27 protein-coding genes and 1 pseudogene are annotated in these 25,814 nt (G+C 67.1%); 22 read left to right on the top strand and 6 right to left on the bottom strand.

Features of this window, described 5'->3' with window-relative positions; all coding sequences use genetic code 11:
• The first annotated feature begins 68 nt into the window (after positions 1-68).
• The 6 genes and pseudogenes from FDY95_RS03210 (at position 69) to hutI (ending at position 3,701) form a co-directional block, all read left to right on the top strand.
• Positions 69-563, top strand: coding sequence for an AAA family ATPase (locus FDY95_RS03210; RefSeq protein WP_138075259.1), 495 nt, complete (start codon positions 69-71; stop codon positions 561-563).
• A 36-nt stretch (positions 564-599) separates the two neighbouring features.
• A pseudogene (locus tag FDY95_RS27100) lies at positions 600-977 on the top strand (tRNA(His) guanylyltransferase Thg1 family protein); the annotation flags it as partial.
• 24 nt (positions 978-1,001) lie between these two features.
• Positions 1,002-1,370, top strand: coding sequence for a hypothetical protein (locus FDY95_RS26665; protein WP_246073921.1), 369 nt, complete (start codon positions 1,002-1,004; stop codon positions 1,368-1,370).
• 18 nt (positions 1,371-1,388) lie between these two features.
• A complete protein-coding gene (locus FDY95_RS03200) occupies positions 1,389-1,838 on the top strand; it encodes a hypothetical protein (RefSeq protein WP_138075258.1) in 450 nt (149 codons plus the stop codon).
• Positions 1,839-1,934: 96 nt separating this feature from the next.
• Positions 1,935-2,351 carry a hypothetical protein gene (locus FDY95_RS03195; protein ID WP_138075257.1) on the top strand — a complete coding sequence of 139 codons (417 nt, stop codon included), beginning with the start codon at positions 1,935-1,937 and terminating at the stop codon, positions 2,349-2,351.
• Positions 2,352-2,432: 81 nt separating this feature from the next.
• On the top strand, positions 2,433-3,701 hold the full coding sequence (gene hutI / locus FDY95_RS03190; protein WP_138075256.1) for an imidazolonepropionase: 1,269 nt from the start codon (positions 2,433-2,435) through the stop codon (positions 3,699-3,701).
• Positions 3,702-3,832: 131 nt separating this feature from the next.
• On the opposite strand, the gene FDY95_RS03185 is transcribed toward hutI, so the two are convergent.
• The 3 genes from FDY95_RS03185 to FDY95_RS03175 are packed head-to-tail and all read right to left on the bottom strand — an operon-like array spanning position 3,833 to position 7,227.
• Positions 3,833-4,807 carry a hypothetical protein gene (locus tag FDY95_RS03185; protein ID WP_138075255.1) on the bottom strand — a complete coding sequence of 325 codons (975 nt, stop codon included), beginning with the start codon at positions 4,805-4,807 and terminating at the stop codon, positions 3,833-3,835.
• Between the two features lie 33 nt (positions 4,808-4,840).
• Positions 4,841-6,676, bottom strand: a complete 1,836-nt coding sequence (locus FDY95_RS03180; RefSeq protein WP_138075254.1) for a hypothetical protein — start codon at positions 6,674-6,676, stop codon at positions 4,841-4,843.
• Positions 6,673-7,227, bottom strand: coding sequence for an RNA polymerase sigma factor (locus tag FDY95_RS03175; protein ID WP_138075253.1), 555 nt, complete (start codon positions 7,225-7,227; stop codon positions 6,673-6,675). Before FDY95_RS03175 ends, FDY95_RS03180 begins: the two co-directional genes overlap by 4 nt.
• A 295-nt stretch (positions 7,228-7,522) precedes the next feature.
• Between FDY95_RS03175 and FDY95_RS03170 the strand changes: the two genes are divergently transcribed.
• From FDY95_RS03170 to FDY95_RS03145, 6 genes are all read left to right on the top strand, one after another.
• The gene (locus tag FDY95_RS03170; RefSeq protein ID WP_138075252.1) at positions 7,523-8,323 is read left to right on the top strand and encodes a PhzF family phenazine biosynthesis protein; all 801 of its coding nucleotides are present in this window, start codon (positions 7,523-7,525) and stop codon (positions 8,321-8,323) included.
• A gap of 62 nt (positions 8,324-8,385) precedes the next feature.
• The gene (locus FDY95_RS03165) at positions 8,386-8,727 is read left to right on the top strand and encodes a DoxX-like family protein (RefSeq protein WP_246073910.1); all 342 of its coding nucleotides are present in this window, start codon (positions 8,386-8,388) and stop codon (positions 8,725-8,727) included.
• The gene (locus tag FDY95_RS03160) at positions 8,727-9,455 is read left to right on the top strand and encodes a DUF2071 domain-containing protein (RefSeq protein WP_138075251.1); all 729 of its coding nucleotides are present in this window, start codon (positions 8,727-8,729) and stop codon (positions 9,453-9,455) included. Before FDY95_RS03165 ends, FDY95_RS03160 begins: the two co-directional genes overlap by 1 nt.
• A complete protein-coding gene (locus tag FDY95_RS03155) occupies positions 9,443-10,207 on the top strand; it encodes a class I SAM-dependent methyltransferase (protein WP_138075250.1) in 765 nt (254 codons plus the stop codon). Before FDY95_RS03160 ends, FDY95_RS03155 begins: the two co-directional genes overlap by 13 nt.
• Positions 10,188-10,595 (top strand): hypothetical protein, encoded by a 408-nt coding sequence (locus FDY95_RS03150; RefSeq protein ID WP_246073909.1) that lies wholly within the window; start codon positions 10,188-10,190, stop codon positions 10,593-10,595. Before FDY95_RS03155 ends, FDY95_RS03150 begins: the two co-directional genes overlap by 20 nt.
• Before the next feature lie 154 nt (positions 10,596-10,749).
• A complete protein-coding gene (locus FDY95_RS03145) occupies positions 10,750-11,163 on the top strand; it encodes a DUF5071 domain-containing protein (RefSeq protein ID WP_171025507.1) in 414 nt (137 codons plus the stop codon).
• A gap of 8 nt (positions 11,164-11,171) precedes the next feature.
• Here the strand turns inward: FDY95_RS03145 and ruvC are convergent, their stop codons facing one another.
• A complete protein-coding gene (ruvC, locus tag FDY95_RS03140; RefSeq protein WP_138075248.1) occupies positions 11,172-11,810 on the bottom strand; it encodes a crossover junction endodeoxyribonuclease RuvC in 639 nt (212 codons plus the stop codon).
• Between the two features lie 72 nt (positions 11,811-11,882).
• Here ruvC and FDY95_RS03135 point away from each other — a divergent pair, with 72 nt between their 5' ends.
• The 9 genes from FDY95_RS03135 (at position 11,883) to FDY95_RS03095 (ending at position 21,655) form a co-directional block, all read left to right on the top strand.
• Entirely contained in the window at positions 11,883-12,845 is a 963-nt protein-coding gene (locus FDY95_RS03135) for a lysylphosphatidylglycerol synthase domain-containing protein (RefSeq protein ID WP_171025506.1), read from the top strand.
• Between the two features lie 53 nt (positions 12,846-12,898).
• Entirely contained in the window at positions 12,899-14,023 is a 1,125-nt protein-coding gene (locus FDY95_RS03130) for a glycosyltransferase (RefSeq protein WP_171025505.1), read from the top strand.
• 490 nt (positions 14,024-14,513) lie between these two features.
• Positions 14,514-14,924 carry a GEVED domain-containing protein gene (locus FDY95_RS03125; RefSeq protein ID WP_138075245.1) on the top strand — a complete coding sequence of 137 codons (411 nt, stop codon included), beginning with the start codon at positions 14,514-14,516 and terminating at the stop codon, positions 14,922-14,924.
• Positions 14,925-14,951: 27 nt separating this feature from the next.
• Entirely contained in the window at positions 14,952-17,381 is a 2,430-nt protein-coding gene (locus FDY95_RS03120; protein WP_171025504.1) for a PKD domain-containing protein, read from the top strand.
• 102 nt (positions 17,382-17,483) lie between these two features.
• Complete coding sequence (locus FDY95_RS03115) at positions 17,484-18,023, top strand: c-type cytochrome (protein WP_138075243.1); 540 nt, start codon at positions 17,484-17,486, stop codon at positions 18,021-18,023.
• Positions 18,024-18,201: 178 nt separating this feature from the next.
• Entirely contained in the window at positions 18,202-18,459 is a 258-nt protein-coding gene (locus FDY95_RS03110) for a hypothetical protein (RefSeq protein ID WP_138075242.1), read from the top strand.
• Complete coding sequence (locus FDY95_RS03105; protein ID WP_138075241.1) at positions 18,459-19,631, top strand: ABC transporter permease; 1,173 nt, start codon at positions 18,459-18,461, stop codon at positions 19,629-19,631. The genes FDY95_RS03110 and FDY95_RS03105 overlap by 1 nt, the downstream gene beginning before the upstream one ends.
• A 94-nt stretch (positions 19,632-19,725) precedes the next feature.
• A complete protein-coding gene (locus FDY95_RS03100; RefSeq protein WP_138075240.1) occupies positions 19,726-20,994 on the top strand; it encodes a PP2C family protein-serine/threonine phosphatase in 1,269 nt (422 codons plus the stop codon).
• 85 nt (positions 20,995-21,079) lie between these two features.
• A complete protein-coding gene (locus tag FDY95_RS03095; RefSeq protein WP_138075239.1) occupies positions 21,080-21,655 on the top strand; it encodes a DinB family protein in 576 nt (191 codons plus the stop codon).
• Here FDY95_RS03095 and FDY95_RS03090 read toward each other — a convergent pair.
• Positions 21,652-23,115, bottom strand: coding sequence for an O-antigen ligase family protein (locus FDY95_RS03090; RefSeq protein ID WP_138075238.1), 1,464 nt, complete (start codon positions 23,113-23,115; stop codon positions 21,652-21,654). The genes FDY95_RS03095 and FDY95_RS03090 overlap by 4 nt on opposite strands.
• Positions 23,116-23,119: 4 nt before the next feature.
• Positions 23,120-24,211: a GumC domain-containing protein gene (locus tag FDY95_RS03085; RefSeq protein ID WP_171025503.1), complete on the bottom strand. Its 1,092-nt coding sequence runs from the start codon at positions 24,209-24,211 to the stop codon at positions 23,120-23,122.
• Between the two features lie 166 nt (positions 24,212-24,377).
• Here FDY95_RS03085 and FDY95_RS03080 point away from each other — a divergent pair, with 166 nt between their 5' ends.
• Positions 24,378-25,769 (top strand): oligosaccharide flippase family protein, encoded by a 1,392-nt coding sequence (locus FDY95_RS03080; protein WP_171025502.1) that lies wholly within the window; start codon positions 24,378-24,380, stop codon positions 25,767-25,769.
• Positions 25,770-25,814 lie beyond the last annotated feature (45 nt).

The following is a 25,814-nucleotide window of genomic DNA, read 5'->3' as shown; positions in this document are numbered from 1 at the left end:
ACATAATGATGTGAGGCGTGGCCCGGCGTGGCAGCGCCGATAAGACTATTGTTTGCTAAACTGCGGCCATGCAGGCCATCATCTTTTGCGGCATTCAGGCCACCGGCAAGTCCACCTTCTACAAGGAGCGGTTTTTCAATTCCCACATCCGCCTGAGCCTGGATTTGCTCAACACCCGTAACCGCGAAGCCCGCCTGCTGCAGCTCTGCCTCGACACCCAGGCCCGCTTCGTGGTCGACAACACCAACCCCACGGCGGCCGAGCGGGCGCGCTACATTGGCCCGGCCAAAGCGGCGGGCTACAAAATCGTGGGCTACTACTTCCAGTCGGTGCCGCGGGCGGCCGTGCTGCGCAACCGGCAGCGCCCCGCCGCCGAGCAGGTGCCCGACGTGGGTTTGTTCGGCACCGCGGGGCGGCTGCAGCTGCCCACCTGGGCCGAGGGCTTCGACCAGCTCTACTACGTGCGCATCCTGCCCGAAGGCGGCTTCGCGGTGGAGCCCTGGCAGACCGAGGCGCCGTCCGAATCGAGCATCCCCGGCCCGCCCAAGCCGGCCGCATCCTAGTCTTTTATTCCCCCAGCATAGCCCCTCCGCGGCCCCATGAAGTTCGACGCCCTCGACGCCCGCCTGCGCGTCTTCGAAACCGCCCACGACCACTGCGCCCTGCCCGGGCTCTACCTGGTGGCCCGCCTCGACGGGCGCGGCTTTACCCGCCTCACCAAGGAAATGCACCAGTTTGAAGCGCCCTTCGACGTGCGGTTTCGTGATATGATGGTGGCCACCGTGGAGCACCTGATGCAGTGCGGCTTCCGCGTCAGCTATGGCTTCACCTAGAGCGACGAAATTTCGCTGCTGCTCGACCCGGCCGAGGACACCTTCGGGCGGAAGCTGCGCAAGCTGATTTCGGTGCTGGCGGGCGAGGCCTCGGCCAAGTTCACCCAGCAGCTCGGCGCCCTGGCCTGCTTCGACTGCCGCATTTCGCAGCTGCCGCGCCCCGCCGACGTGGTCGACTACTTCCGCTGGCGGCAGGAAGACGCCCACCGCAACTCCCTGAACGCGCACTGCTACTGGCTGCTGCGCGGCCTCGGCCAACCGGCTCCCGCCGCCCACGCCCGGGTGCAGGGCCTGAGCGTGGGGGCCAAAAACGAGCTGCTGTTTCAGCACGGCGTCAACTACAACGCGCTGCCCGTCTGGCAGAAGCGCGGCGTGGGGGTGTACTGGGCCACCCGGCTGAAAGATGCCTTTGACCCCATCCGCCAGCAGCCGGTGCAGGTGACGCGCCGCGCCCTGCACGCCGACTACGAGCTGCCGCTCGGGCCCGATTACGCCGCGCTGGTGCAGCAGTGGCTGCCGCGCGCCGGGCAGGAGTAGAATTCCTATTTTACCGCCATGAAATCCGCCGTCGACAAACTGCAAATCAAGCCCGGCGCCGTGGTGGGCCTGCTGGGCCTGCCCTCCGACCTGCAACCCGCCCTGGCCGAGCTCTGGGAGCGGGCCACCGTGGAAGCCGCCCTGGCCCCGACGGTGCCCTTCACCTCGGTGCTGGCCTTTGCCACCAAGCAGCAGGAAGTGGAGGAACTGGCCGCGCAGCTGGTCCACGCCCCCGGCGACGTGGCCGTGTGGGTGGCCTACCCCAAGGGCACTTCCAAAAAGTACCGCTGCGAGTTCAACCGCGACACCGGCTGGGCGGCCCTGGGCGCGGCCGGCTTCGAGCCCGTCAGCCAGGTGGCCATCGACGAGGACTGGTCGGCGCTGCGCTTCCGGCGGGTGGAGTTTATCAAGAAAATGACCCGCGGCGGCGCTATTTCGGCGGTGGGGAAGCAGCGGATTGGTAAGTAGCGTCTTGCCGGGTAATAAATAAGGTACGAGGCGCGTTGGCGGAGCCAAATGGGGATGTCCGTTTCAGGCCCGCAATAACCTTACATAACCACGACGATGCGTTTAACTATTGCCCTTTGCCTGCTGCCGTTGCTCGGCGCGGCGCAGACCAAACCTGTGCTGGGAGCCAATGACAACCCGGTGCTGACGGCGCCGGAGGTGCGTTTTCTGGACTCGCTGCTGCGCGACCAGCGCCAGGAATTCACCTTCGCCGAAAAACGGATTGCGTTTTCCTCGGGCAGCGGCGGAACGGTGATTGAGTCGAAAAGTCGGGCGTTTCAGCATATCCTTCCCTGGACCACCAAAGGCCAGCAGCCCGCAGTACGTCTGGTGCCGCTGACGGCCGCCGAGAAGCAGGCATCGGGCGGCTACGACGCTCTGGTGGTGACATGGGCGAAAGTCTTCGACGAAAAGCGGAAGCAGCGCGTGTTGCGGGCATTAGGCAACGGTATGCGGGCTGGCTTGGTGCCGTAAGCGGCCCGTCACTTGCTGCCCACGCCTGATGGCATAAAGGCCCGGCCGCGTACTTTTGACGCGCACCTAGCCCGCGCCGCCATGCCCCAGCCCTACTCCCTGCTCTTCTGCCACGCCGCCCAGGTGCTCACCCTGGCCGGCGGCCCCACTGATAAGCCCCTCACTGGCCCCGACCACGCCGACTGGCGCATCATCGAGCACGGCTACGTGGCCTGCCTGGGCGACACCATTGCCGCCGTGGGGCCGATGGGCGAGCTGGACGCCGGCCGCATCGGGCCCGATACGCGCATCGTGGACGTTTCGGGGCGGGTACTGATGCCGGGCCTGGTGGAGTGTCACACCCACCTCGTGTTTGGCGGCAACCGCGCCGACGAGTTTCAGCGCAAGCTGCAGGGCGAGTCCTACCTCGACATCCTGGCCGCGGGCGGCGGCATCCTGAGCACCGTGCGCAAGACCCGCGCCGCCTCGGAGGACGAGCTGCTGCAGAGTGCCCTGCACCACCTGGAGGGCTTCCGGCGTTACGGCGTCACCACGCTGGAGGCCAAAAGCGGCTACGGCCTCGACGCCGCCACCGAGCTGCGCCTCGTGCGGGTGGCCCAGGAGGCCAGCCGCCGCCAGTCCGTGCGCGTGGTGCCCACCTTCCTCGGCGCCCACGTACCCGGCCCCGAGTACAGAGGCCGCCCCGTCGAGTACCTCGACATGCTGGCCGCCGACGTGCTGCCCCGGCTCGACCCGGCCGCGGTGCCCTTCGTCGATATTTTCTGCGAGGAAGGCGCCTTCAGCGTCGACGACTCGCGCGGCTACCTGCAGCGGGCCCGGGAACTGGGCTTCGGGCTGAAAATCCACGCCGAGCAGCTGCACGACCTGGGCGGCTGCCTGATGGCGGCCGAGCTGGGCGCCATCAGCGTCGACCACTGCGACTACCTCACGCCCGAGGGCGCCGCCCAGGTGGCCGCCGCCAGTCAGGGCCGCACCGTGGCCGTGCTGCTGCCGCTGGTGCCGCTATACCTGCGGCAAGAGAAGTACGCCCCCGGCCGGCAGTTCATCGAGGCGGGCCTGCCCGTGGCCCTGAGCACCGACTTCAATCCCGGTTCCTGCCCCAGCAAAAACCTCTGGCTGGCCCTGCAGGTGGCCTGCCTGAAAATGGGGCTGACCCCGCGCGAAGCCCTGGCCGCCGTTACGCTCAACGCCGCCTGGGCCATCGGCCGGCAGCACGACTGCGGCTCGCTGGAGCCCGGCAAGCGCGCCGACCTGCTCATCCTCGGCGTGCCCGATTACCGCGAGCTGCCCTACTGGCTGGGCGAAAACCCGGTGGAGCAGGTCGTCATCGGCGGCGAGGTGCTGGCGTAGCCGATAAGCAGAAAAGCCGCCCCACCCAGGGCGGCTTTTCACGGGCATGCGTTAGGGAAAAAATAGAAGCGTTAAGAATAGAAGGCGCGCGGGTGGTCAACGGTTGCAAACCCGCCGCCCGCCACCGGAATCTATAGTTGCTGCACCTCGGCCAGTAGGTCGGCTTCGCTCAGGGCGCGCAGCGTCGGCGCATACTGCTGGTTGGCCGCCACCGTGGCCGTCTGTTTGCCGAAGTAATACTGCCCGTTGACCAAGCGGATGACCACCGCCGTCACCGACAGCCCCACCGGCATGTTGGGCGTGGTCACCGTGTTCTGGCCCGTCGTCACGTAGCCGCGGGCCACCGAGTTGATGCTGTTGAACACCCAGAACACCATCGTGTTGCCCGGTTCCACCTCGGCCGCGGGCACGGCAATGGTGGCCGTCACCGTGGTTTTGGGGTTGATGTTGGCAAACCGGTCGCAGTTAATCCAGCCCAGCGAGTCGTTGTTGAGCGTGAGGTTGTAAAAATTGCCTTGCCCCAGGCTGTCGACGCTGATGGTCGAGGGGTTCTGCTGCGGCTGCGGCGTCCAGTTGACGCTGCCGTTGGCCATGGGCGAGCCGAAGAACAGGCGCATGGCGTAGTCGGGCTGCCCGACGGGGTTGGGCGCCTTGATGTAGAGCCGCGCCGAGGGCTTCAGCCGCAGCCGCGCGTTGTTCTGGGTGGCGCGCAGGTAATACTGCCCGCCCGATACCAGGATTTCCCCGTTCGACACCGTCGGCATGGCGCTGAGCACCATGTCGGGCTTGCGCAGAATTTCGCGCACGGTCAACTGCACGGCCCCGGTGGCGGGCGTCACGCCATCGGCCTGCACGAAGGCCCCGTAAGGCACCGTCACGCGGGCGCCCTTGGCCGTGACGAAGCTGGCGGTGGCCCCCGGCGCCGGGTTCACCGTGAAGCTCTGCGCCGGGGCTTCGTATTTGCGCACGAAGGAGTTGGTCAGCGAGGCGTTGGTCAGCACCTCGTGGTCATCGGTCGGGGCGGGTGTGCAGTCGATTTGGTCTTTGGAACAGGCCGCGAAGAGTAGGCCACCCGCCAGTAGCGAGCAGATCAGGTTGAGTTTCATAAAGGGGATTAGGATGAAGGAGTGAACGAAAAATCAGGGCAAGTCGAAACGCATACCGGTCTGCACCGACAAGCCCAAGGGGCGGCGCGCGGGCCGCGGAGATTCGCTGATGGAGTGCAGGGCCTGCTGCAACACCGGCTGCAGCAGCACGTGCCAGCCCGGGCGCAGCTCGTATTCGGCGGCGGCGCCCACCGTCAGCAGGGCCGTAGCTACCCGAAACGGACTATTGCCGGGGCGCCAGCTGATTTGCTCGCAGGCGCAGGCTGAACTGCCCTGGGTGGTGCGCCCGCCCAGGTAGAGGCCCAGCGCCGCGCCGGCCAGCACGTCGTACGACCAGCGGCCCGCCGTGCCCAGGCGCAGCCGCGCTTGCAGCGGCACGGTGAGGTAGCGGTAGGTGTCGCGCTGGCGCAAGCTGGTTCGCGTAGTTCCCACGATGGAGTCGTGGCTGGTCACGAAGACGAGCGTGTCGCGGCGGGTGCCGTTGCTGAACACCTGCACCCTGCGGCTGGTGAAGGTTTGCACCCGCGCCGCCGTGACCACGGCATTGAAGTGCGTCGCGTATTCGACGTAGCCCAGGCCCGTGCTCAGGCGCAGCCGGGGGGTGGCCGCGTAGCCCACCTGCAACTGCCCCGCGTAGCCCAGGGCCGGCCGCTCCAGCCGGCTCAGGCCCGGGCCGGCGCTGTCCGTTGCCGCGCCCAACAGGCGGTAGGTGAGGGCGGGCCCGGCCTGCACCGCCAGGCTCCAGCGGCTGGGGCGCGTGGGTGTGGGCAAGGGCAGCGGCGTGGTGGGCACGCCCGCCAGCGGCGTGGGCAGGGGCGAGGCCGGCAACTGCAGCGCGGCGTGGCGCCAAGAGAGGCTTTCGGTAATGCCCGGCGAGGAGGCCAGCGCCGCCGCGGGAAGTCCGACTGAGCCGGAGAATTGGCCGTCGTTCGGCTGCTGGGCAGCGGCGGAGTTGCTGTTGTTGCCCGGGGCATTGCCAGCGCCGACACCCGGCAGCGCCGCTGTGGCTGGGGCGCTGCTAGTAAGCTCTTTCGTCCCAAGGGTGGTCTGCTGCGCGGCAGCGCGAGTTGTCGGCCCGCCCGCCAAAACACCGCCTGACTGAGCGGCTTCCAGGGCCGCCGGCGAGGAGTTGGTGGCCGAAGGCGTACGGCCCACAGTCGTCGAGCTGCCCGTGGTGCGCGCTTCGGCAGCGGCCCGGCGCGACACGGCCCGGCGCGACACGGGCTGGCGCGAGCCGGAGCCGGCAATGACGAGGGCTACTGCTTGCCGCCGCGCCCGTCGCCCGGGGCGCGCAATGCCAGCCCGAGCGGTTGAGGCGTAAGATGCTGTAGCCGCTCGAGCACGCGCCTCGCGTGTTTGGGCACCCGACGACAGCTGCTGGGACGGCTCCACCAGCGGCGGCGTGGCCAATGCGCCGCCGGCGCTTGCCGAAGCGGGCTTGGTAGCCAGAGCGGGTGGCGCGGACTCTGCCAAAGACGATTGACTGGAACCAGCCGGGCGGGACACTGGTGCGCCCGCAGCACCCGGGCGCGGCGCCGACGAAATTGAGGAGGCCGTCCCGGCGCGTTCAGCTGCCGAAGAAGCCGATGATGCCGCCGTACCCCCCGCGCGCTCTGGGCGCGCCGTTTGCCGGGCGGCCAAGGGCGGTGCGGGACTCAGGCGCTGCCACAGCGCCGCGGGCACGCCGACGAGCAGCAAGCAGGCCGCTACCAGCAGCCAGCGTTGCCAACGCTGCGCCCGGGTGGGAGCGGCCGGGGCCGCCAGGTGCTGCTCCAGGCCCGCCCACACGTCGGGCGAAGGATGGCTGCCGTAGTCCTCCAACTTGCGGCGCAGCTCCTCGAAAAGATGATCTGGTTCGCGTTCGGTCATTTGGTGGCTAGCCGGCTGGGCGTAGGAAGTGACAATTTGGATTCGAGCAGGCGGCGGGCGCGGGCCAGCTGCGACTTGCTGGTGCCCTCCGAGATGCCGAGCATTTCGGCTATTTCGGCGTGGGAGTAGCCCTCCACCGCGTAGAGGTTCAGCACGGTACGGTAGCCCAGGGGCAAGGTGTGGAGCACGCGCATGAGGTCGTCGGCCGATAGTTGTTCCAGGGGCGTGCCGTCGGGGTGAGCCACTTCCGGGGCGTCGTCGTACTCCACGTGCGGCCCGCGCTGCTGGCGCTGGTGGTAGGCATTGATGGCCGTGGTGACGGCAATGCGCCGGGCCCAGGCCTCGAAAGGACCTTTGTCGTTGAACTGGTGCAGGTTGGTGAAAATCTTGATGAAGGCGTTCTGCAGGGCATCCTCGGCTTCGGCCCGCGAGGGGCAGTAGCGCAGGCACACTCCCATCAGCGGGTACGCCAGGTGCTGATACAGCGCCCGTTGTGCCCCCGACTGGCCCCGCCGGCAGCCGGCCAGGATGTCCTCAAGTGATAAAGCCATGCGCGGAGGCGGAAGAGCAGAAGAGCAGCGGCAAAAGGCCAGATTCGGGGTTCTGCAGCCATGACCAGCCGAGTGGCCAACGGGTTGCGCGAGCTAAAATAAATGTGTTATGTACTTGATAATAAGATTGATAATTTTTTCATAATGGATTGGGTTTCTGCTTAGCGGCTGATCCAGGACGGGGCGCATCCGCCGGCGCGACGCCGCGGCCATTGGCGGTAATGGCGCGCTGGATAACCGGATTTAGTAGCTTAGCCCGCCGCGAATTCCGCCCGCCCTCCTCATCCGCTTCGCCATGACGCTTCCGCTTTACCAGGTCGACGCCTTCACCGACCACGTCTTTGCCGGCAACCCGGCCGCCGTGTGCCCGCTCCAGGAGTGGCTGCCCGCTGATACCATGCAGGCCATTGCGGCCGAAAACAACCTGGCCGAAACCGCCTTTTTCGTGCCCCGCGCCGGCACCGCGGCCGAGTACGAGCTGCGCTGGTTTACGCCCGCCGTGGAAGTCGCCCTGTGCGGCCACGCCACCCTGGCCACGGCCCACGTGCTGTTTCGCCACCTCGGGGCCACCGCCGCCGAGCTAACCTTCCACTCCAAGAGCGGCCCGCTGCACGTGCGCCAGCAGCCGCACACCGGCCGCCTCACCCTCGACTTCCCAGCCCAGCCGCCCCAGCCCCTCACCCAGCACCCCGACGGCCTCATCGACGGGCTGCGGGCCACGCCCCTGCGCATCCTCGCCGGCCCCGACCTGATTGCCGTGTTCGACACCGAGGCCGAAGTGCGCGCCCTGCGCCCCCACATGCAGCACCTGGCCAAAGTCGAGTACCGCGGCATCATCGTCACGGCGCCCGGCAGCGGCGAAATCGACTTCGTGTCGCGCTTTTTCGGCCCCCGCGTGGGCGTGCCCGAAGACCCCGTCACCGGCTCGGCCCACACCCAACTGGTGCCGTACTGGGCCGAGCGCCTGGGCAAAACCGAGCTGCGCGCCCGGCAGGTATCGGCCCGGGGCGGTGACCTGTGGTGTGAGCTGCGCGGCGAGCGGGTGCTGATGAGCGGCGCGGCGGTGACCTACCTGAAGGGCGAAATCGAGTGGTGAGCGGCGCGGCAAAACCGGCGTCGAATCGGCTGTACGCCCTGCTGACCTACGCCCTGGCGGCTGTGTGGCTCGTTAACGGGCTATTGTGCAAGGTGCTGCTGCTGGTGCCCCGCCATCAGCAAATCGTGGCCCGCATCCTGGGCGCTGAATACGCCGGGCCGCTCACCCGCCTGATCGGGCTGGCCGAAATCGGCATGGCCGTGTGGGTGCTCAGCGGCATCCGGCGGCGGCTGTGCGTACTGACGCAGATGGTCCTGGTGCTGCTGATGAACGCGCTGGAATACGCCCTGGCGCCCGACCTGCTGCTCTGGGGCCGGCTGAACTTGGTGTTTGCCGTTCTGTTTGTGCTCGGACTTTATTATTACGGGTTTCGGCTGCCCGCGCCCCAGGCCGCACGCCGCTGATGCTGCACCACCATCCCTTCGCCGTGGAGGCCCTGCTGGCCCGCACCACCGTGCTGACCTACGCCGCCCCCGCCGCCGCGCTGCAGCCGCTGCTGCCCCCCTGCCTCACGCTCAATGCCCTCGACGGGCGGGGCTTCGTGGCGGTGGCCCTGGTGCAGACGCGCCAGCTGCGCCCCCGCGGCCTGCCGGCTTGGCTGGGGCAGGATTTCTTTCTGATCGGCTACCGGCTGCTGGTGCGCTACACTTCCGCGGCCGGCAAGCGGCTGCGCGGCCTCTACATCCTGCGCTCCGAAACGGACCGGCGGCGCATGACCTTGCTGGGCAACATGTTTACCAGCTACGGCTACGTTACGGTGGATATTCAGCAGCACGCTGCCGGCAGCCGGCAACGCATTCACTCCACCCAGTCGGGGCTCGATATTGTGGTCGACCACGCCGAAGCGGCACCAGCACTACCGCCCGGTTCGCCCTTTGCCGACTGGGCGCAGGCCCGCCGCTACGCCGGGCCGCTGCCGTTCACGTTTTCTTACCACGCCCCCGAGCGGCAGGTCGTCATCGTGCAGGGCCGACGCGAAGAGTGGGCGCCGCAGCCCGTGCGGGTAGTGGCGGCCGAGGTGCCGTTTCTGGCGCAGCTGACCACGGAGCCACTGACCCTGGCCAGTGCCTTCGTCACCGAAAACATTCCCTACCACTGGCAGAAAGGCCGCATCGAGCAATGGAAAGGGTAAGAAGGCCCTGGGAAGGCACCTGGAACATCGTGCGCTTCAACTGGCACTTCTACGCCGGAGCCGGGGCCGCCTGTGCGTCGCTATTGCTGCTGCGGGCCTGGCCAAACCAGCCGCTGGGCCCCTGGCCCCAACTGGCCGCCCTGGGCATTGCCGCGGCCACGCTGGTTTCGCTGCTCGTGTCGGCCTACGTGTACGATGGCTCGGGGCTCTACCAGCTGGCCTGGCTGCGCGAAGCCGCCCCGCCGCACCCGGCAGCCGTAGTCAACATCCATGCGGGTTTCGACGAAAGCAGCCACCTGCTGCTGCAGTACCTGCGGCCGGCCTCGCTCGCGGTGCTGGACTTTTACGACCCCGCCGCCCACACCGAATTGGCCATTCGCCGGGCGCGGCGGGCCTACCCGGCCTTTCCCGGCACCCGGGCGGTGCCCACGGGCCGGCTGCCCCTGCCCGCTGACGCCGCTGACCTGGTGCTGCTGATGCTGGCCGCTCACGAAATCCGCAGCGAAGCCGAGCGCACCGCGTTCTTTCGCGAAGCCGGCCGCATCACCCGGCCCGGCGGGCGTATCGTGGTGGTAGAGCACCTGCGCGACGCGGCCAACTTGCTGGCCTACAACGTTGGGGCGTTTCACTTTTACTCGCGGCGGTGCTGGCGGCGCGTGTTTGGGCGGGCGGGCCTGCGGGTGCTGCAAGAGCAGAAAATCACTCCTTTCGTAGCCGTTTTTACCCTTACCCATGCTGATTCTGCAGGTTAGGCTGCTGGGCTTGCTGTTGCTGCTGCTGGCCGTGGCCCACGCCGGCTTTCCGCGCTACTTCAACTGGGCCGGTGAGCTGCGGACGCTGAGCCTGATCAACCGGCAGATGATGTACATCCACACCCTGTTCGTGGCCCTGGGAGTGCTGCTGATGGGGTTGCTGTGCCTGACGAGCGCGCCTGAACTGGTCGCCACCGCGCTGGGCCGCAGAGTTTGCCTGGGGCTGGGCCTGTTCTGGCTGGCGCGCCTGCTGGTGCAGTTTGTGGGCTATTCGCCGGCACTATGGCGGGGCCGCCGCTTCGAAACCGTCGTCCACGTTGTTTTTGCCCTGCTCTGGGCGTACCTGACGGTGGTTTTCTTCGTTGTGGCCTGGGGCCGAGCTATGTAAGATGCGCTTTCGAGCCAAGTAACCGTCTTCCGCCGCCCGAATACGCCCCCGTCAGCCGCCAATCCGCCAGCAATTGCGACTTTTGGGGCCCGAGGCGCGGGGGAAATGAATGTTGCAGGGGTGGCCCCAGCCCAATTCTCAGTCCACACAATCAATGGATACCATAAATAAATCAGCCGCGGCGCTGAATCCCCGGCGCATCGTACCGGTTGACGAAACCGATTACCAGGCCGTGCACAACCTGCGCCGCGCTAGCGAAGATCAGGTGCTGGTCGTGCTCGACGAGCTGCTGGCCTGGACGCGAACCGGCAACTCGGCCATCACCCGGGGCGTGGGCGAAGTGCTGGCCCAGCACTTCCAGGCCATTCGGCCGGCGGTGCTCAAGGTGCTGCGCGGGCATGATGCCAACTGGCAGTACTTCCTACTAAGCCTCGTCGTGGGGCCGGTGCTGCGGGCGCACGTTGATCAGGAGCTGGTGCGCGAGCTGCGCCGCCTAGCGCAGCAGCCCGCGCCCGGTGAGCAGGCAGCCGAGCGGGCCCGCCTCCTGCTCGACGAAATAGGGCTTTGACCGAGGGGCTAGGCCGCCGGCTTCTTGCGGGCGGCCACGGCTTTTTTGCCGGCCACCGGCGCGGCCAGCTTGCCGGGGTTGTCGGCCAGAAACTTCCCCCAGCTCTTGCCGCCGGCCTGCACGTTGTTACCCTTCTGGTGGTGGTGGCACATGGCCACGGCCAGCGCGTCGGTGGCGTCGAAAAATTTCGGCGCATCCTCCGCGGACAGGTTCAGGGTCTGGCGCAGCATGGCCGCCACCTGCTCCTTGCTGGCCGCGCCCGAGCCGGTGACCGACTGCTTGACCTTGGTAGGGGCGTATTCCACGTAGGGAATCTGGCGGGAGAGGCAGGCGGCAATGGCCACGCCTTGCGCTCGGCCTAGCTTCAACATACTCTGCACGTTGGCCCCGTAGAAGGGCGCTTCGATGGCCAGCTCGTCGGGCAGGAACTCCTCGATCAGCTCGATCATGCGGTCGAAGATCTTCTTTAGCTTTACGGCGTGATTGGACCCAAACGCCTTGAGATTGATGACGTCGTAGCGCAGCACCTGCACGCGCTGCCCGGTAACCTCAATCACGGCGTAACCCATAATCTGGGTGCCGGGGTCCACGCCCATGATAATCTTGGGCAGGTCGGGGAGGGGAGCAGAGGGGAGGAAAGCGGCCATGTACCCCAAAGTTACGCAACGAAACCCCGGCACGCGGGCAAAATCCGGCGGCAGCGCCTGCGCCCCTGGGTGGTGGCCAGCAAGCTGGCCGTCACGGCCCTGACGCTGTGGCTGCTGTGGCAGTCGGTGGTGGCCGACCGGGCCACGGCCGCCGCCTGGCGTGGCCTGCTCACCGATGCCCAGCGCGGCCCGGCCCTGGCGGCCCTGCTGCTGGTGCCCCTGAACTGGGCCCTCGAAGCCTGGAAGTGGTGGCGCTTGGCCCGGCACCTGGAGCCGGTGTCCTTCGCGCGCAGCTTCCGGGCGGTGCTCACCGGCCTCACCCTGGGCTTCGTGACGCCCAACCGCGTGGGCGACTACGCCGGCCGCCTGCTCGAACTCAAAAACCGCCGCCCCGAAGCCTTGGGTGCGGTATTTCTGGGGCGCTACTGCCAGTTGGTCATCACCCTGCTGGCCGGCTCGGGGGGCGTGCTCTACTTCGTGATGCGCTACCTGGGGCCGCAGTACCCGCTGGTGGCGGCTGGCCTGGGCCTGACGGCCCTGCTCGGCAACGCCCTGGTGCTGCTGCCGCTCTACCGCAGCCGCCTGCTGCTCACGGCCGTGCTGCAGTGGCGGCCCCTGCGCCGGTTCCAGCGCTACACGGCCAACCTGCCGCATTACCCTACCTCGGTGCTGAACCAGGTGCTGCTGCTCTCGGGGCTGCGCTACGGGGTGTTCACGGCCCAGTTCGGGCTGCTGTTGGCGGCGTACGGCGCCAAGGTGCCGCTGGGGGCCGCGCTGGCCGCTATTGCCGGCACCTTCCTGCTGAAGTCATTGGTGCCCTCGCTCAACGCCCTCACCGACGTGGGCGCGCGGGAGCTGTCGGCCACGCACCTGTTTGGGCTGCTGGGGCTGCCGGTACTGCCGGTGCTGTCGGCCAGTCTGAGCTTGTGGGTGCTCAACATTGCCCTGCCCAGCGCCGCCGGGCTGTTGTTCGTGCTGCGCCTGAAGGTGCTGCGCCGCAGCCACCGGCAGCCGGCTACCGGGCCGGCCGCATGAGCGGGGCTGATTGGCTGGGGCTGCTGCTGTGCTTGCCTTCTGCCCTTTACGCATTGATATTCTGGCAATACCGCCGCTCCTGGTTGCGCCTCGGCGGGTCCGATGTGCCCGGCCAGCCCGGCAGCGACGCGGATCAGATGTTACCGGCCGGGCTGCAGGCTTCCGTCATCATTGCGGCCCGCAACGAGGCGCTGGCCCTGCCCGCGCTGCTGGCCGACCTAAGCCGGCAAACCTGGCAAGGGCAGGGCGGCCCGTTTTTCGAGGTCATCGTGGCCGACGACCACTCCTCCGACGGCACGGCTGACGTGGTGCGCCAGGCCGCAGCCGACAGCGCCTTCCCGGTTCGATTGGTTTCACTGAGCGAGCTGCCCGGCCGGCCCACCGGCAAAAAGGCCGCCGTGGAAGCCGCCCTGGCCGTAGCGCGGGCGCCCTGGGCCATCTGCACCGACGCCGACTGTCGGGTGTCGACGGGCTGGCTGCGGGCCTACGCGCCGTATTTCGGGCAGGAGGCGGTGCAGTTCGTGAGCGGGCCGGTGCTGCTGACGGGGACGGGTCTGCTGGCCGATTTGCAGGGGCTGGAGCTGGCCGCCCTGGTGGGCACCGGCGCCGCCAGCATCGCCCGGGGGGCGCCCACCATGTGCAACGGCGCCAACCTGGCCTACCGCCGCGCCGCCTTTGCCGAGGTCGGGGGCTTCCGCGGCAACGACCACCTGCCCAGCGGCGACGACGAGTTTCTGCTCCATAAACTGGCAGCCAGCTACCCGCAGGGCATCCGCTTCGTGCGGCACCCCGCCGCCACGGTGCGCACCGCCGCCCAATCCGGCCTCGGCGCCTTGCTGCAGCAGCGGGTGCGCTGGGCCAGCAAGTGGCGGCATTACCAGCCGGGCGGGGCCTCGCGCGGCCTGGCCCTGCTGGTGCTCGGGGCCAACGTGAGTTTGTACCTGCTGCCGTTGCTGCTGCTCTGGCAGCCAGCATCCTGGCCCTGGGTCGTGGCCGGCTGGGCCCTCAAGCTGGGCGCCGACGTGCTGTTTCTGACGCCGGTGTTGGGCTTTTTCGGGCGGCGGCGCTGGCTGCGGCTGGTGCCGCTGCTGCAACTGCTGTACCCGCCTTACGCGCTGGCCGTGGGGCTGCTGGGCTTGCGCGGGGGGTATAGCTGGAAGGGGCGGCAGATAATATAGCGGTTTCGCGAACGGTCAATCAGGTGAGTGTAGAGACGCGACCCATCGCGTCTCAATCGTTGCTGACTCCTGTATGACCAGGACGACGGCTGTTCGACGACGAGACGCGATGGGTCGCGTCTCTACATGGACCTATCGTTCGCGAAACCGCTATATGATGTTCGGATAGACCATCTAAAGGTTTTGCGAAGCCTTAGATAGTAGTACCTATTCGTTGTTTGCATAGGAATAGCTTAGTTGCATATGATGAAGCTGTTTAGGAAGTCATTCAGAGCGCAGCGAAGAATCTCGCGTGCTGATTCCAGATATTAATTCACTCGTTCACGAAGGAAATTACTATCCAGCGAGATTCTTCGCTGCGCTCTGAATGACTTCCTAAACAGCTTCGATTAAAGTTTAAATACTCTGAATTAGTATCAGGATGAAAAGATTGCTTTTAATAAGCATTGTTATGGTTTTGCTGTGGAAAAACTCGGCATCAGCCCAATGCTTGCTCCCTGTTGCCTGCCAACCCGGCAATGCTCCCACCGCGAACCAGAGCTTCGGCATGGGCATCTACCGCGTACAATTCGGCGGGCTGGACACGACTACCAACGGGGCGGCCGACGGCTACCAGGACTACAGCTGCCGCGCCCGTGCCGCCCAATTGGTGCGCGGGGGCAGCTACACGCTGGTGGTGCGCACCAATCCGAACGTCGACGAAACGGTGCGCGCCTGGTTGGATACCAACAACGACGGGCAGTTCGCGGCAGCCGAGCAGGTGCTGGCCTCCACCAACGCCCGCCAGCACCAGGCCACCTTCACCGTGCCGGCCACGGCCCCGGCAGGCGTGGGCCTGCGCCTGCGCATCGCCGCCGATTACGCCAACGCGCCCGTGCCCACGGCCTGCTCCACGCGGTAGTACTCGCAGACCGAGGACTACCGCGTGGTGGTGCTGGCCACGGCCCCGCCCCGCCCGCAGGCGCGTTTCGCGGCCGTGGACACCGTGAGCTGCGGGGCAGCGTTGAGCTTTCGCGACCAGTCGCTGAACGCGCCCACGCAGTGGCGCTGGGACTTCGGCGACGGGCAGACCAGCGCCCAGCAGCACCCGCAGCACACCTACGCCGCGGCCGGCACCTACACCGTGAAGCTGCGCGCCTGCAACGCCGCCGGCTGCGACTCCCTCACCAAGGCCGGCTACGTGACCGTGCGCGCCGACGCCCCGCGCCCGGCCCCGTGCACGCCCGCCACCACGGCCTACTGCTGCGGCTACGGCCTCACCCGCGTGCAGCTGGGCAGCATCGACCGCCGCTCGCCGGACGGGCAGGGCGGCTACGAAGACTTCAGCTGCGGCTGGCGCGCCACCCTGACGGCCGACCGCCCCGCTACGCTGCAGCTGACCACCGGTGCCATTGCCCACGACGTGCGCGTGTACCTGGACCTGAATGACGACGGGCAGTTCACGGCCCCGGCCGAGCTACTGTACCAGGGCCTGGCCGTGCAAAGCCCCAGCACCCCGCTCACCGTGCCCGGCACCGCGCCCGGGCTGGTGTACAACCGCCCGCTGCGCCTGCGCATCGTGGCCGACTACGCCGGCAGCGCGGCCACCGGGCCGTGCAGCGCCCCGCGCCAGGGGCAGGTGGAGGACTACAGCGTGGTGGTGCAGCCCAACGCGGCCCCACCCGCCGCCGCGTTTGCCGTGACCTACCAGCAGTTTTGCGGCCCGGTGCGGGTGAGTTTCGCCAACCAGACCACCGGGGCGGCCACCGCCTACGCCTGGGACTTCGGCGACGGCACCACCAGCACGCTGGCCTCCCCGCCGGCCCACACCTTCGCCCGCGCCGGTATGTTTGAGGTGCGGCTGGTGGCCCACAACGCCGCCGGCCGCGACACGGCCTGGCAGCGCGCCTGCCCCACCTACTGCACGCCCGGCGGCACGGGCGGCAGCACCTCGTCCCCGACGTACTTTACGGGGGTGCGCCTCGGCGCCATCGACAACCAGGTGCCGCGTACGCGCGGCGTGGCCTACCGTGACTTCACTGCCCAGTACACTACCCTACAGATCGGGCAGATGTACCAGTTTGAAACCCATTCGCCGCTCGACTCGTGGAGCACGGGGGGCGACAAGCGGGTAACCTTGCTACTCGACAGCAACCAGGACGGCTTTTTCACGGCCTCCGAATACCTAGGCACTGTCACTGGATCGACCGTCCATGTGGCGTCGTTTCAACTGCCCGCTGCTACCAAGGTGGGCGCCACGCGGCTGCGGGCGGTGGTGCAGAGTACAAATACGGCCACGCCCTGGCCCTCCACCACCTGCACGCCCTCGTTCTTCCAGGGCGCCACCGAGGACTACACCGTGGTGGTGCTGCCCGCGCCGGGCCGGCCCCGGGCGCTGTTTTCGGCGGAGCTGCCCACCTCGTGCACCGGCACCGTGCAGTTTCGCGACTCCACGCAGCACGGCCCCACCAGCTGGCGCTGGCGCTTCGGCGACGGCGACTCGGCCGCGGTGCAGCACCCGCGCCACACCTACGCCGCCCCTGGCACCTACACCGTGTCGCTGGTGGTGCGCAACCGCTTCGGGGCCGATTCGCTCACGCGCACCGGCTACGTCACCATCCGCAGCCTGAACAGCGGGCCGGTACCGGCGGCCTGCCGCCCGGCGCCGGGCACCACCGGCTCGCTGCGCGCCATCCAGACGTTCCGCATCGGCTCGGCGCTCAGCTACGGCCCGCAGCCGCTCAACGCGCCTATTTACCGGGACGAAACCTGCGCTACGCCTGCGGCCACGCTGGTGCGCGGCACGTCATACCAACTGACCATGGCCGACCGCTACAACGCCGGGGCGGCGGCGTTTGTGTGGCTGGACGTCAACAACGACGGGGTGCTCGACCCGGTGGCCGAGCTGCTCTACGACGCCATTCCCTTCCCCGTGCCGTTCGGCACCCCGCGCACGGGCACGCTCACCTTGCCGGCCGCCACCGTGCTGGGGCAGCCCCTACGCCTGCGCGTGATGTTCGCCAACGGCACCTTGCCCAACGGCGACTTCGACGGCGTGCCCGCGCCCTGCTCCCAGCGCGACGCCGACCAGGTGCGCGACTTTACCGTCATTGCCACCAGCGCCACGGCCTCCGCCGCAGGAGCAGTTCCAGTCTGGACGGCGTTTCCGAATCCATCTACCGGGGCTGTTTCGTTGCGCGGCGACTTCCGCCAGTTTACGGAGGTAGAAGTGCACGACGTATTGGGGCGGCCGGTGTACCGTCGGCGGCTGTCGGCGGTAGCCGGCGAACTACGACTGGACCTGACGTCGCTTCCCCGTGGTGTGTATTTGCTGCGCCTGCCAACCTATGGTGGTAACGTAAGATTGCTGTTGGAATAAGCTTGGGCAACGGCGCACAAATCCGCGAAAAAGCTTGGCTGCCAACGCTGCCGCTGCTACTTTTTGGCCGATTTCAATGTGCCCGAATTAGCCCCGTTCGCCATGTCCCGTAATGCCCTCACGCTGGTATTTCCAGCCGCCGTTGCGCTGCTCGTGTGCAGCCTTGTCGTATTATTTCTGACGGCTACCGGCCTGGAGCCGGGACCAGCCTCCGATGAGCCGCTGGCAGCCGCAACGGCCGACTCCGTGCGCCGCGCCACCACGCCTGGCAACGATTCGCTGTACCTGGCTTCATTGAATCTGTCGGCCGCTGATGCCGAAGCCATAGCCGCCGGCGACGCGCTGTTTAAAAGTAACTGCGCCCAGTGCCACGCCGTCAACGACGTGGTAGTCGGCCCGGCTTTGGCCGGCATCGACAAGCGCCGGCCCATGCCCTGGCTTATCAAGTGGGTGAAGAATTCCAGCAAAGTGGTGGCCAGCGGCGACGAGTACGCGGTGAAGCTCTTCAACCAGTACCAGAAGCAGCAGATGCCCAGCTTCAGCCTCACGGACCAGGAAATCGAGCGCATCGTGAAGTACGTGTCCTCGCCGGGTTCCTGCCTGCCCCCGCGCGGAACCGATGACGCAGTAGCCGTCAACTGACCCGGATTTAGGTGTGCGCACCGGTCAGCCGGCCCAAAGCCGGCCGGCCGGTCTTTGGAAGGATGATACACGGACGGGAGAACAGCTGCAGGCGCGACTCCTCGGGGCTGAAACCCGGACTTCGCATTCCTGCCCGGCCAATGATACCTTTGCCGCATCATCCGCTGAGCTTCCCGCCGTGACCGACGCCGAATTCGATATCCTCGACGAGCTGTACTTCGTCGCTTCCTTTCCCGACCTGCTGCAGCGCACCAAGCTGCCCGCCGCCGAGCTGGAACAGGGCCTGCGCGGCCTGCTGGAGCAGGGCCTGATCCGTTGCTACTGGCCCGACCCCGACACCGAGCTGGCCTACGAGCCGACGTCCTTCGGCGCCCTGCGGCAGGACTGCTTTTTCCTGGCCTCCAAGGAAGGCCTGCTGCAGCACAACACGCGCTGATGGCGGCCCCCGTCCTAGCTCCGACAGCCGCGCCGGTGCGCACGCCCGGCTACTACGTGCGCCGGCGCCTGTTGCGCAACGCCCCGGCCATGGCCGGGGCCGGCTTTATCCTGCTGTGTACCCTAGTGGCGCTGCTGGGCTACCTCATCCTGCCCGACGCCTCGCCCGACGCCAACAACAGCCTGGTGCAGCTGCAGAAGCAGCCGCCCGGTTTCCGCGCCACCCTGCTGCGCCTGCCCCTCACCGACTCGGTCGGGGAGGCCCCCGGCCTGGGCGGGCGCTGGCTGGGCGGCGCGCCCCTGCGCTACGAGGAAGTGCCCATCGGCGGCTGGCAGGTGCAGGGCGATACGCTGGTGGCGCAGCCGTTTCAGGCCAAGGGCACCCTGCCCGAGCCGGCGCGCCGCTACGCGCTGAGCCGCATCACCGGCCATCCTGGTCCGGCCGCCGCGCTGCGGGCCGAAATCGAGCAGGAGCATATCAGCCAGCGCACCTACTGGCTGGGCACCGACAAAGCCGGCCGCGACGAGCTGAGCCGCCTCTTGCTGGGCACGCGCATTTCGCTGGGCATTGGGCTGGTGGCGGTGCTCATCTCGCTGGTCATCGGCGTGACGGTGGGCGCCGTGGCGGGCTACACCGGCGGCTGGCTCGATTCGCTCTTGCTGGGCGTGATGACAGTAGTTTGGAGCATTCCGGGCATCATGCTGGTTATTGCTATTTCGCTGGCCTTTGGCTCCAAGGGCGTGTGGACCAGCTTCGTAGCCGTGGGTCTGACCATGTGGGTGGACGTGGCGCGGGTGGTGCGCGGGCAGATGTTGAGCTTGCGCGAGAAAACCTTCGTGGAGGCCGGCCGCGTACTAGGCCTGCCGACGAGCCGCCTGCTGATCCGTCACCTGCTGCCCAACCTGCTCGGCCCGCTCATTGTCATTGCCACCAGCAACTTCGCCGCCGCCATCCTGCTCGAAGCCGGCCTGAGCTTCCTCGGGCTGGGCGTGCAGCCTCCGGCCCCCTCCTGGGGCCTGATGGTCAACGAAGGCTTTCAACTACTAGGCACCCAGGCCGGTTTGTGGCTTACGCTGCTGCCCGGTGCGGCTATTAGCTTGCTGGTGCTTAGCTTTAACCTGCTCGGCAACGGCCTGCGCGACGCCTACGACCCCAAAACGCCCCTCCAGTGAAATGGTAAGATGGTGAAATGGTGAGTTGATGTTCAATCAACCCGCATTTCGCCCGTCAACCTCACCATCTCACCATTTCACCATCTCACCGATTATGCCCGATACCCTGCCCCCGCTCACCAAGGAAGAGCACCTGCTGCTGAAGCTGAAGGAGCGGGAGCTGGCCGCCTTGCTGGAAATCACGCAGTCCATCAACGGCGAGCCCAGCGACGAGAACCTCTACAAGATTTTCCAGTTCACGCTGCTGGGCCAGCTCGGCGTGCGGCAGCTGGCCGTGTACGTGGTGGAGGACGGGCAGTGGCGCTGCCCGGTGGCCTTCGGGCCCGGCATTCCCGATTTCCGCGGCATTGTGCTGCCCGAGCAGCTGCAGCGCTTTCCGCCCGAGCACCCGGTGGAAGTGGCCGACCTGGAGTTGGGTAAGCCCTGGTTTCACTTCGCCTCGGTGCTGCCCGTGCGCCAGAGTGACCAGCTGCTGGGCCTGGTGTTCATCGGGCTGCCGCACCAGAACTACACCGCCACAGCCGAAGCCCGGCGCGAGGCCGTGTCGTTCATCGAGTCGCTGAGCCAGATTCTGCTGGGCGCGGTGTCGTCGCGGCGGCTGGTGCGCCAGCAGGTGCAGGCCGCGGCGGTGCGCAAGGAAATCGAAATTGCCCAGGAAGTGCAGGCCATGCTCTTCCCCAGCAAGCTGCCCAACGACGCGCAGGTAGCGGTGCACGCCACCTACGTGCCCCACACCGCCGTCGGCGGCGACTTCTACGACGTGGTACCCATTGACAAGGAGCGGTTTCTCTTCTGCGTGGCCGACGTGTCGGGCAAGGGCGTGGGGGCTTCGCTGCTTATGTCGAACTTCCAGGCCGGGCTGCGCACCTTGCTGCGCCAGCGGGCCGAGCTGTCGACGGTAGTCAGCGAGCTGAACAACCTCATTTTTCGCAACTCTGGCGGCGACCGGTTCATCACCGCCTTCTTCGGGGTGTACAACCGCAGCACGCGCGAGTTGGAGTACGTCAACGCCGGCCACAACGACCCGCTGCTGCTGCCCGACGTGGGCCAGGGCCCGCCGCAGGTGCTCAAAACCGGCACCATCATGCTGGGCGTGATGGACGAGCTGCCCATGCTGCAAGTAGGCCGCCTGCCGATACCGCCCCACAGCACCCTGCTCAACTACACCGACGGCCTGACCGAAGTATTCAACGAGCCCGGCGACGAATTCGGGGAGGAGGGCGTGCTGCAGACCATGCAGGAGCACCGCTACCTGCCCCTGCCCAAGCTGCACGACGAGCTGCTGCGCCGCATCACCGCCTTCAACGTGAAGGGCACGCACTACGCCGACGACATCACCATCCTGACCTGCCGCTTCCGCTAAACTGGAACCGCCACCCCGCCAAACGGGCGCCGGCCACGCAGGAAGTCTTCTGCGAGCCGGCGCCCGTTTGCATTAACCACCTATCATGTCCGATTCTGCCAATATTCCCGCCGTCATTGCCCATATTCGCTACGTCCTCGACGACGCTTTTGCCCGTCTGAACGAGTGGTTCGACCACCCCGAAGCCGAGCGGAAGTTCCGCCCGCGCAGCGGCGGCTGGACCGCGGACGAAGTACTGGAGCACGTCGGGCTGACCAACCACTTCCTGCTCATCCTCATCGACAAGGGCGCCGCCAAAGCCCTGAAAAACCAGGCCGGTCTGGACCTGGCCACCGAGCTGCAGAGCTACCAGTTCACCGACCCGCGCCTCGATGAAGTCGGTCTGCATAAGTCATTCGAGTGGATTCGGCCCGCCCACATGGAGCCCACGGGCCAAAAGCTGCTGCCCGAGGTGCGGGAGCAGCTACAGGAGCAGCTCCGACACTGCCACCGCGTGCTCGACCTGCTGCCCAACGGGGAAGGAGTGCTGTACCGCACCACCATGACGGTCAACGACCTGGGCAAAATCGACGTGTACCAGTACGTGTACTTTCTGGCCCGCCACGCCGAGCGGCACCTGACGCAGCTGGCCCGCATCCGGGAGGAGTACGCGGCGGATTAGCGGTTGATTTCCTCCGCGGCGGCGGGTTCTCCCATCCACTCCCGGCACTTAATCAGCACGGCCAGGCTGATGAAGAAGAAGGAGCCGATTTTGTCGACTTCCACCAGCTCGTTCAGCGTGAGGTGGAAGATGATGACCACCAACGACAGCGTAGCGGCCAGCACCACCGGGCGCAGGGCCGGGCGGGCGGCGGCGCGGTGGTAGAGCGTTTCGGCCGTAATCAGCGCCACGCAGAGCAGCAGCGCAAACAGCGCGAAGCCCGGCACTCCCTGCTCGGCCAGCTGCAGCAGGAAGTAGTTGTGGGTGGTGGAGTGCTCCGGGTTGTCCGACACGTAGGTGCGGAAGCTCTTGACGGTGTAGCGCTTATACTCGGGGTAGAACGTGGAGGGCCCGCTGCCGGTCAGGGGCTTGTCCGACACCATACGGGCGGCGGCCACCCAGCGGTATACCCGCTCCATACCCGACACGTCCTGCAGCTTGTAGGTGGCTTCCAGGTGCTTCTCGAAGTTGCCGCCGTTGAAGATGGTCTTCTCGAAGTCCGGGGCGTAGAGCATGTAGTTATTCTGCTGCACGAAGTAGCCCGCCCCGCCAGCCACCCCGATCAGGGCCCCCAGCAGCACCCAGCGCGTGAGGCGCAGGCGCATCACCCCGTAGAAAAGGGCCGCAATCGGGATGGAGAGGATGGAGGCGCGGGTGTAGGAAATCAGCAGGCCGAACACCAGCACCGCCACCGCCAGCTGCCACCAGCGGCGCGGCATGCCTTTGGCCGCGCGGGCGGCGTAAAACGCGTAGGGCAGCAGCAGGGCCAGCACCGTGGCGTAGATAACGTGGTTGATGTAGAATGGCTGAATGGCCCAGTTGATGTCGGCAAACCCGAAGCCCTTGGTGGCGTGCCGGGCGGCCGTGTAGAGCACCGTGAGGCAGGCGCCGCCCGCGTGGCAGGCCGCAATGCGCCACACGTCGGCGGGGCGGCGCAGCAGCATGAGCGTGATGAGCAGGAAGGGCCCCAGGTACCAGGTTTTGGCCAGCAGATACTTCACCGACTTGGTGGTGTCCACCGAAAACAGCGTGGACACGCAGGCCCAGAGCAGCATCAGGCCCAGAATGACCACCACCGGGTGCTGCAGCTCGCGCCGCGTGAGGCCGGTGCGGCCCGCCAGCACGGCCACGCCCAGGCAGCCCAGCAGCACCAGCATCAACGGCTCGGAGGGCACGTCCAGCGTGAGGCTACCCAAGTGCAGCTCCTGCGAAAAAGCCAGGGTGCTCAGCAGCAGGTAGTACAGCCAGCGCCAGTCGACGAGCAGCACGCCCACGCCTACCACGGCCAGGGCCGGCGCCACGCCCAGCGGCGTGCGGGCCAGCAGGGCCACGGCCCCGCCGCCCACCAGCAGCAGCACGAAGGCCACGAACACCCGCTCCGGGGTGTCGCGCGGGGTGAGGCGGGCCAGCCAGGTATTCATGCCGTTACGCGTGTTGGGCCGGCTGCGCAGGGTTCGGGCGGCCGATGTTGCGGCGGTACAGTTCCAGCAGCGTAATCACAATCACCGACAGCACGAAGGTGATGAGCACCGACGAGGCCACGATCAGCCAGCGGATGGGCTTGGATTTCTTGGCGGCCGGGTAGGCTTTCTGCACCACGTACAGCGACGAAATGCGCCCCTTGATGGCCAGTTCAGCCGTTTCGTAGGCCGAGCGGGCGCCCACCAGGCGGCTCTGCAGGTCGTTGAAACGGGCGTAGAGGGTCGTCATCGAGTCGGTGCCCTGCACGTAGCTTTCCAGGTTGATGACGTTGCCGCCGTCGGCGTGGGTGAGGGCGTAGAGGGCGCGGCGCAGCTCGTTGGCCTCGCCGCGGTTGCCGGCGGCCTCGGCCCGGCGCAGCGCCGTTTCGGTCTTGATGATTTCCATGCCCAGGTAGCGCGACTGCTGCTCCAGGCCGAAGATGCCGTAGCGGCGGCGGCCTTCCAGCAGGGCCTTGCGGGTGCGGTCGTACTCGCCCTGCAGAAACCGGTAGCGGGTGCCGTAGAGCCCGAGCACGCGGCGGCGGTTTTCCAGCGTGAGCTGCTGGTTAAACGAGTCGATGACGCTGACCAGGGTGTTGGCGACCTGGGCGGCCAGGTGCTTGTCCTTGTCCTGAAAAGTCAGCTCGATGGCGTCGCGGTCGGTGTGCACGATGTTCAGGTTGCCGCTGAACTCATCCAGCGCGGCCTGATCGGCCATTTCCTCGCCGGGCTTGCCGGCCTTGTAGTGCTGGTGCAGCCGTAGTTTCTGGATGACGTACTCGGCCACCGGCTGCGAGTTGCCGATGGTGATGACGCGGTCGATGTCCTCAGTGCGCCCGCTCAGCTCCAGCTTGCCGCCCTCGATGACGATGCGGTCGGGGTCGGTGGTCTGGGGGTTGGTGGGGTAGAAGACGGCCGTCGACTTAAAGATATTGGGCAGCAGCAGGGCCACCACGATGCTCACGACGGCAGCCAGGGCCACGGCCCCGAGTACCAGGTACTTCCAACGATTAACAATCGGCCAAAGGCCCAATAAAGAGTACGGGCGTGCGGACATGTAGCGCAAAAACGAGGAAACCAGCCCGGCGCAGGGTCGCATCTTCGCGGCCGGACTCGGCAAAGCTACCACAAAAACCGGGTACGCGCGGCTTTTTGGTAGCTTTGCGGCCCACCTTCCTGCCCCCGCCATCAAACGCTTTTTCGGAAACATCAGCCTGGCCGTTTTGCTCAACCTGCTCGTGAAGCCGGGCTGGGTGCTGGCCGAAAACGTGGTGCAGGACCGCATCGGCAATGCGGCTTTCGGCACGTTTGCGGCCTTGCTGAACTTCACGCTGGTGCTGGCCTCGGTGTCGGACCTGGGCATCACCCAGCACACCACCAAGCGCGTGGCGGCCGAGCCGGGCTTTCTGCCCGAGTATTTCCCCACGGTGCTGCCGTTGCGCGGGGCCTTGAGCGTGGTGTTTCTGGGGGTGATGGTGGCCGGCGGCTGGCTGATGGGCTACCGCGGCCACACGCTCATGCTGCTGGCCCTCATCGGCGTGGGCCTACTGCTGACGCAGTACGCGCAGTTTTTGCGCGGGGCGGTGCAGGCCCACCAGCACTTCCGCACCGATGCCTGGCTGTCGGTGCTGGAAAAGGCCCTGATGCTCGGGCTGGTGCTGGCCCTACTGCCCATCGGCATCACCCTGGACCGCTACGTGACGGTGCGCACCGCCGCCGCGGGCTTCACCTTCGTGCTGCTCTATGGCCTCGTCACGCGGCTGTTCGGACGGGTGCCCTGGCGGCCGCGCCGGGCCCAGGCCGGCGAACTGCTGCGCGGCAGCCTGCCTTTCGCCCTCATCACCCTGCTCTACGGCATGAATGAGCGCATCGACATGCTGATGATCGAGCGGCTGGCCTCGCCCCAGGAAGCGGGCTACTACGCCGGCGCCTACCGCTGGGTCGACGCCATCATGATGTACCTCTGGACGGTGCTGCCGCTGTTCTTCGCCAAGTTTGCCCACTCGCTGCACAGCCGCGAGGAGCAGCGGGAGCTGCTGTGGTTCGGGCAGCGGGTGGCCACGGTGCCGCTGCTGTTCGTGGCGGCTTTCGTGCTCTTTCACGGCGAGCTGCTGTTCTTCCAGTTCAAGCACAGCACCCCCGCCGAGCTGGCCCGGATGACCTTGTGCGCCCAGCTGCTCTTCCTCAATGTGCTGGTCCACGCCTTTTTCGCCATCTACAGCACCCTGCTCACCAGCACCTCGCACGAGCGGCCGGTGAGCTGGCTGGTGGCCCTGAGCATCGCGCTGAACATCGGGCTGAACGTGCTGCTGCTGCCGCGCTACGGGGCCGTGGCCGGGGCCCTGAACACGCTGATCTGCGCCATTATGGTATCGGGCGGCTACGTGTGGCTGGTGCAATACCGCGCCGGGGTGGCCGTGCCCTGGGCGTTGCTGGCCCGCCTCGGCCTGACCTTCGGGGGCCTCTGCGCCGGGTGGTACGCCCTGCAAGCCTACGCCGGCCTGCCCTGGCTGCTGGAAAGCCTGCTGGCGGGCCTGGCCTTCGTGGGGCTGCTGTTTGCTACCGGCGTGCTGCGGGTAGGGGAGCTGCGCGGGGCACTGCGCCGCAATGATTGAATGACTGAATGAGGGAATGATTGATGAGCTATGATTCTTTTGCCG

This window comes from Hymenobacter jeollabukensis (assembly GCF_005771675.1).
GTDB classification, from domain to species: Bacteria; Bacteroidota; Bacteroidia; order Cytophagales; family Hymenobacteraceae; genus Solirubrum; species Solirubrum jeollabukense.
The sequence above is the reverse complement of the archived record's forward strand: the minus strand, read 5'-3'. Positions and strand labels throughout refer to the sequence as shown.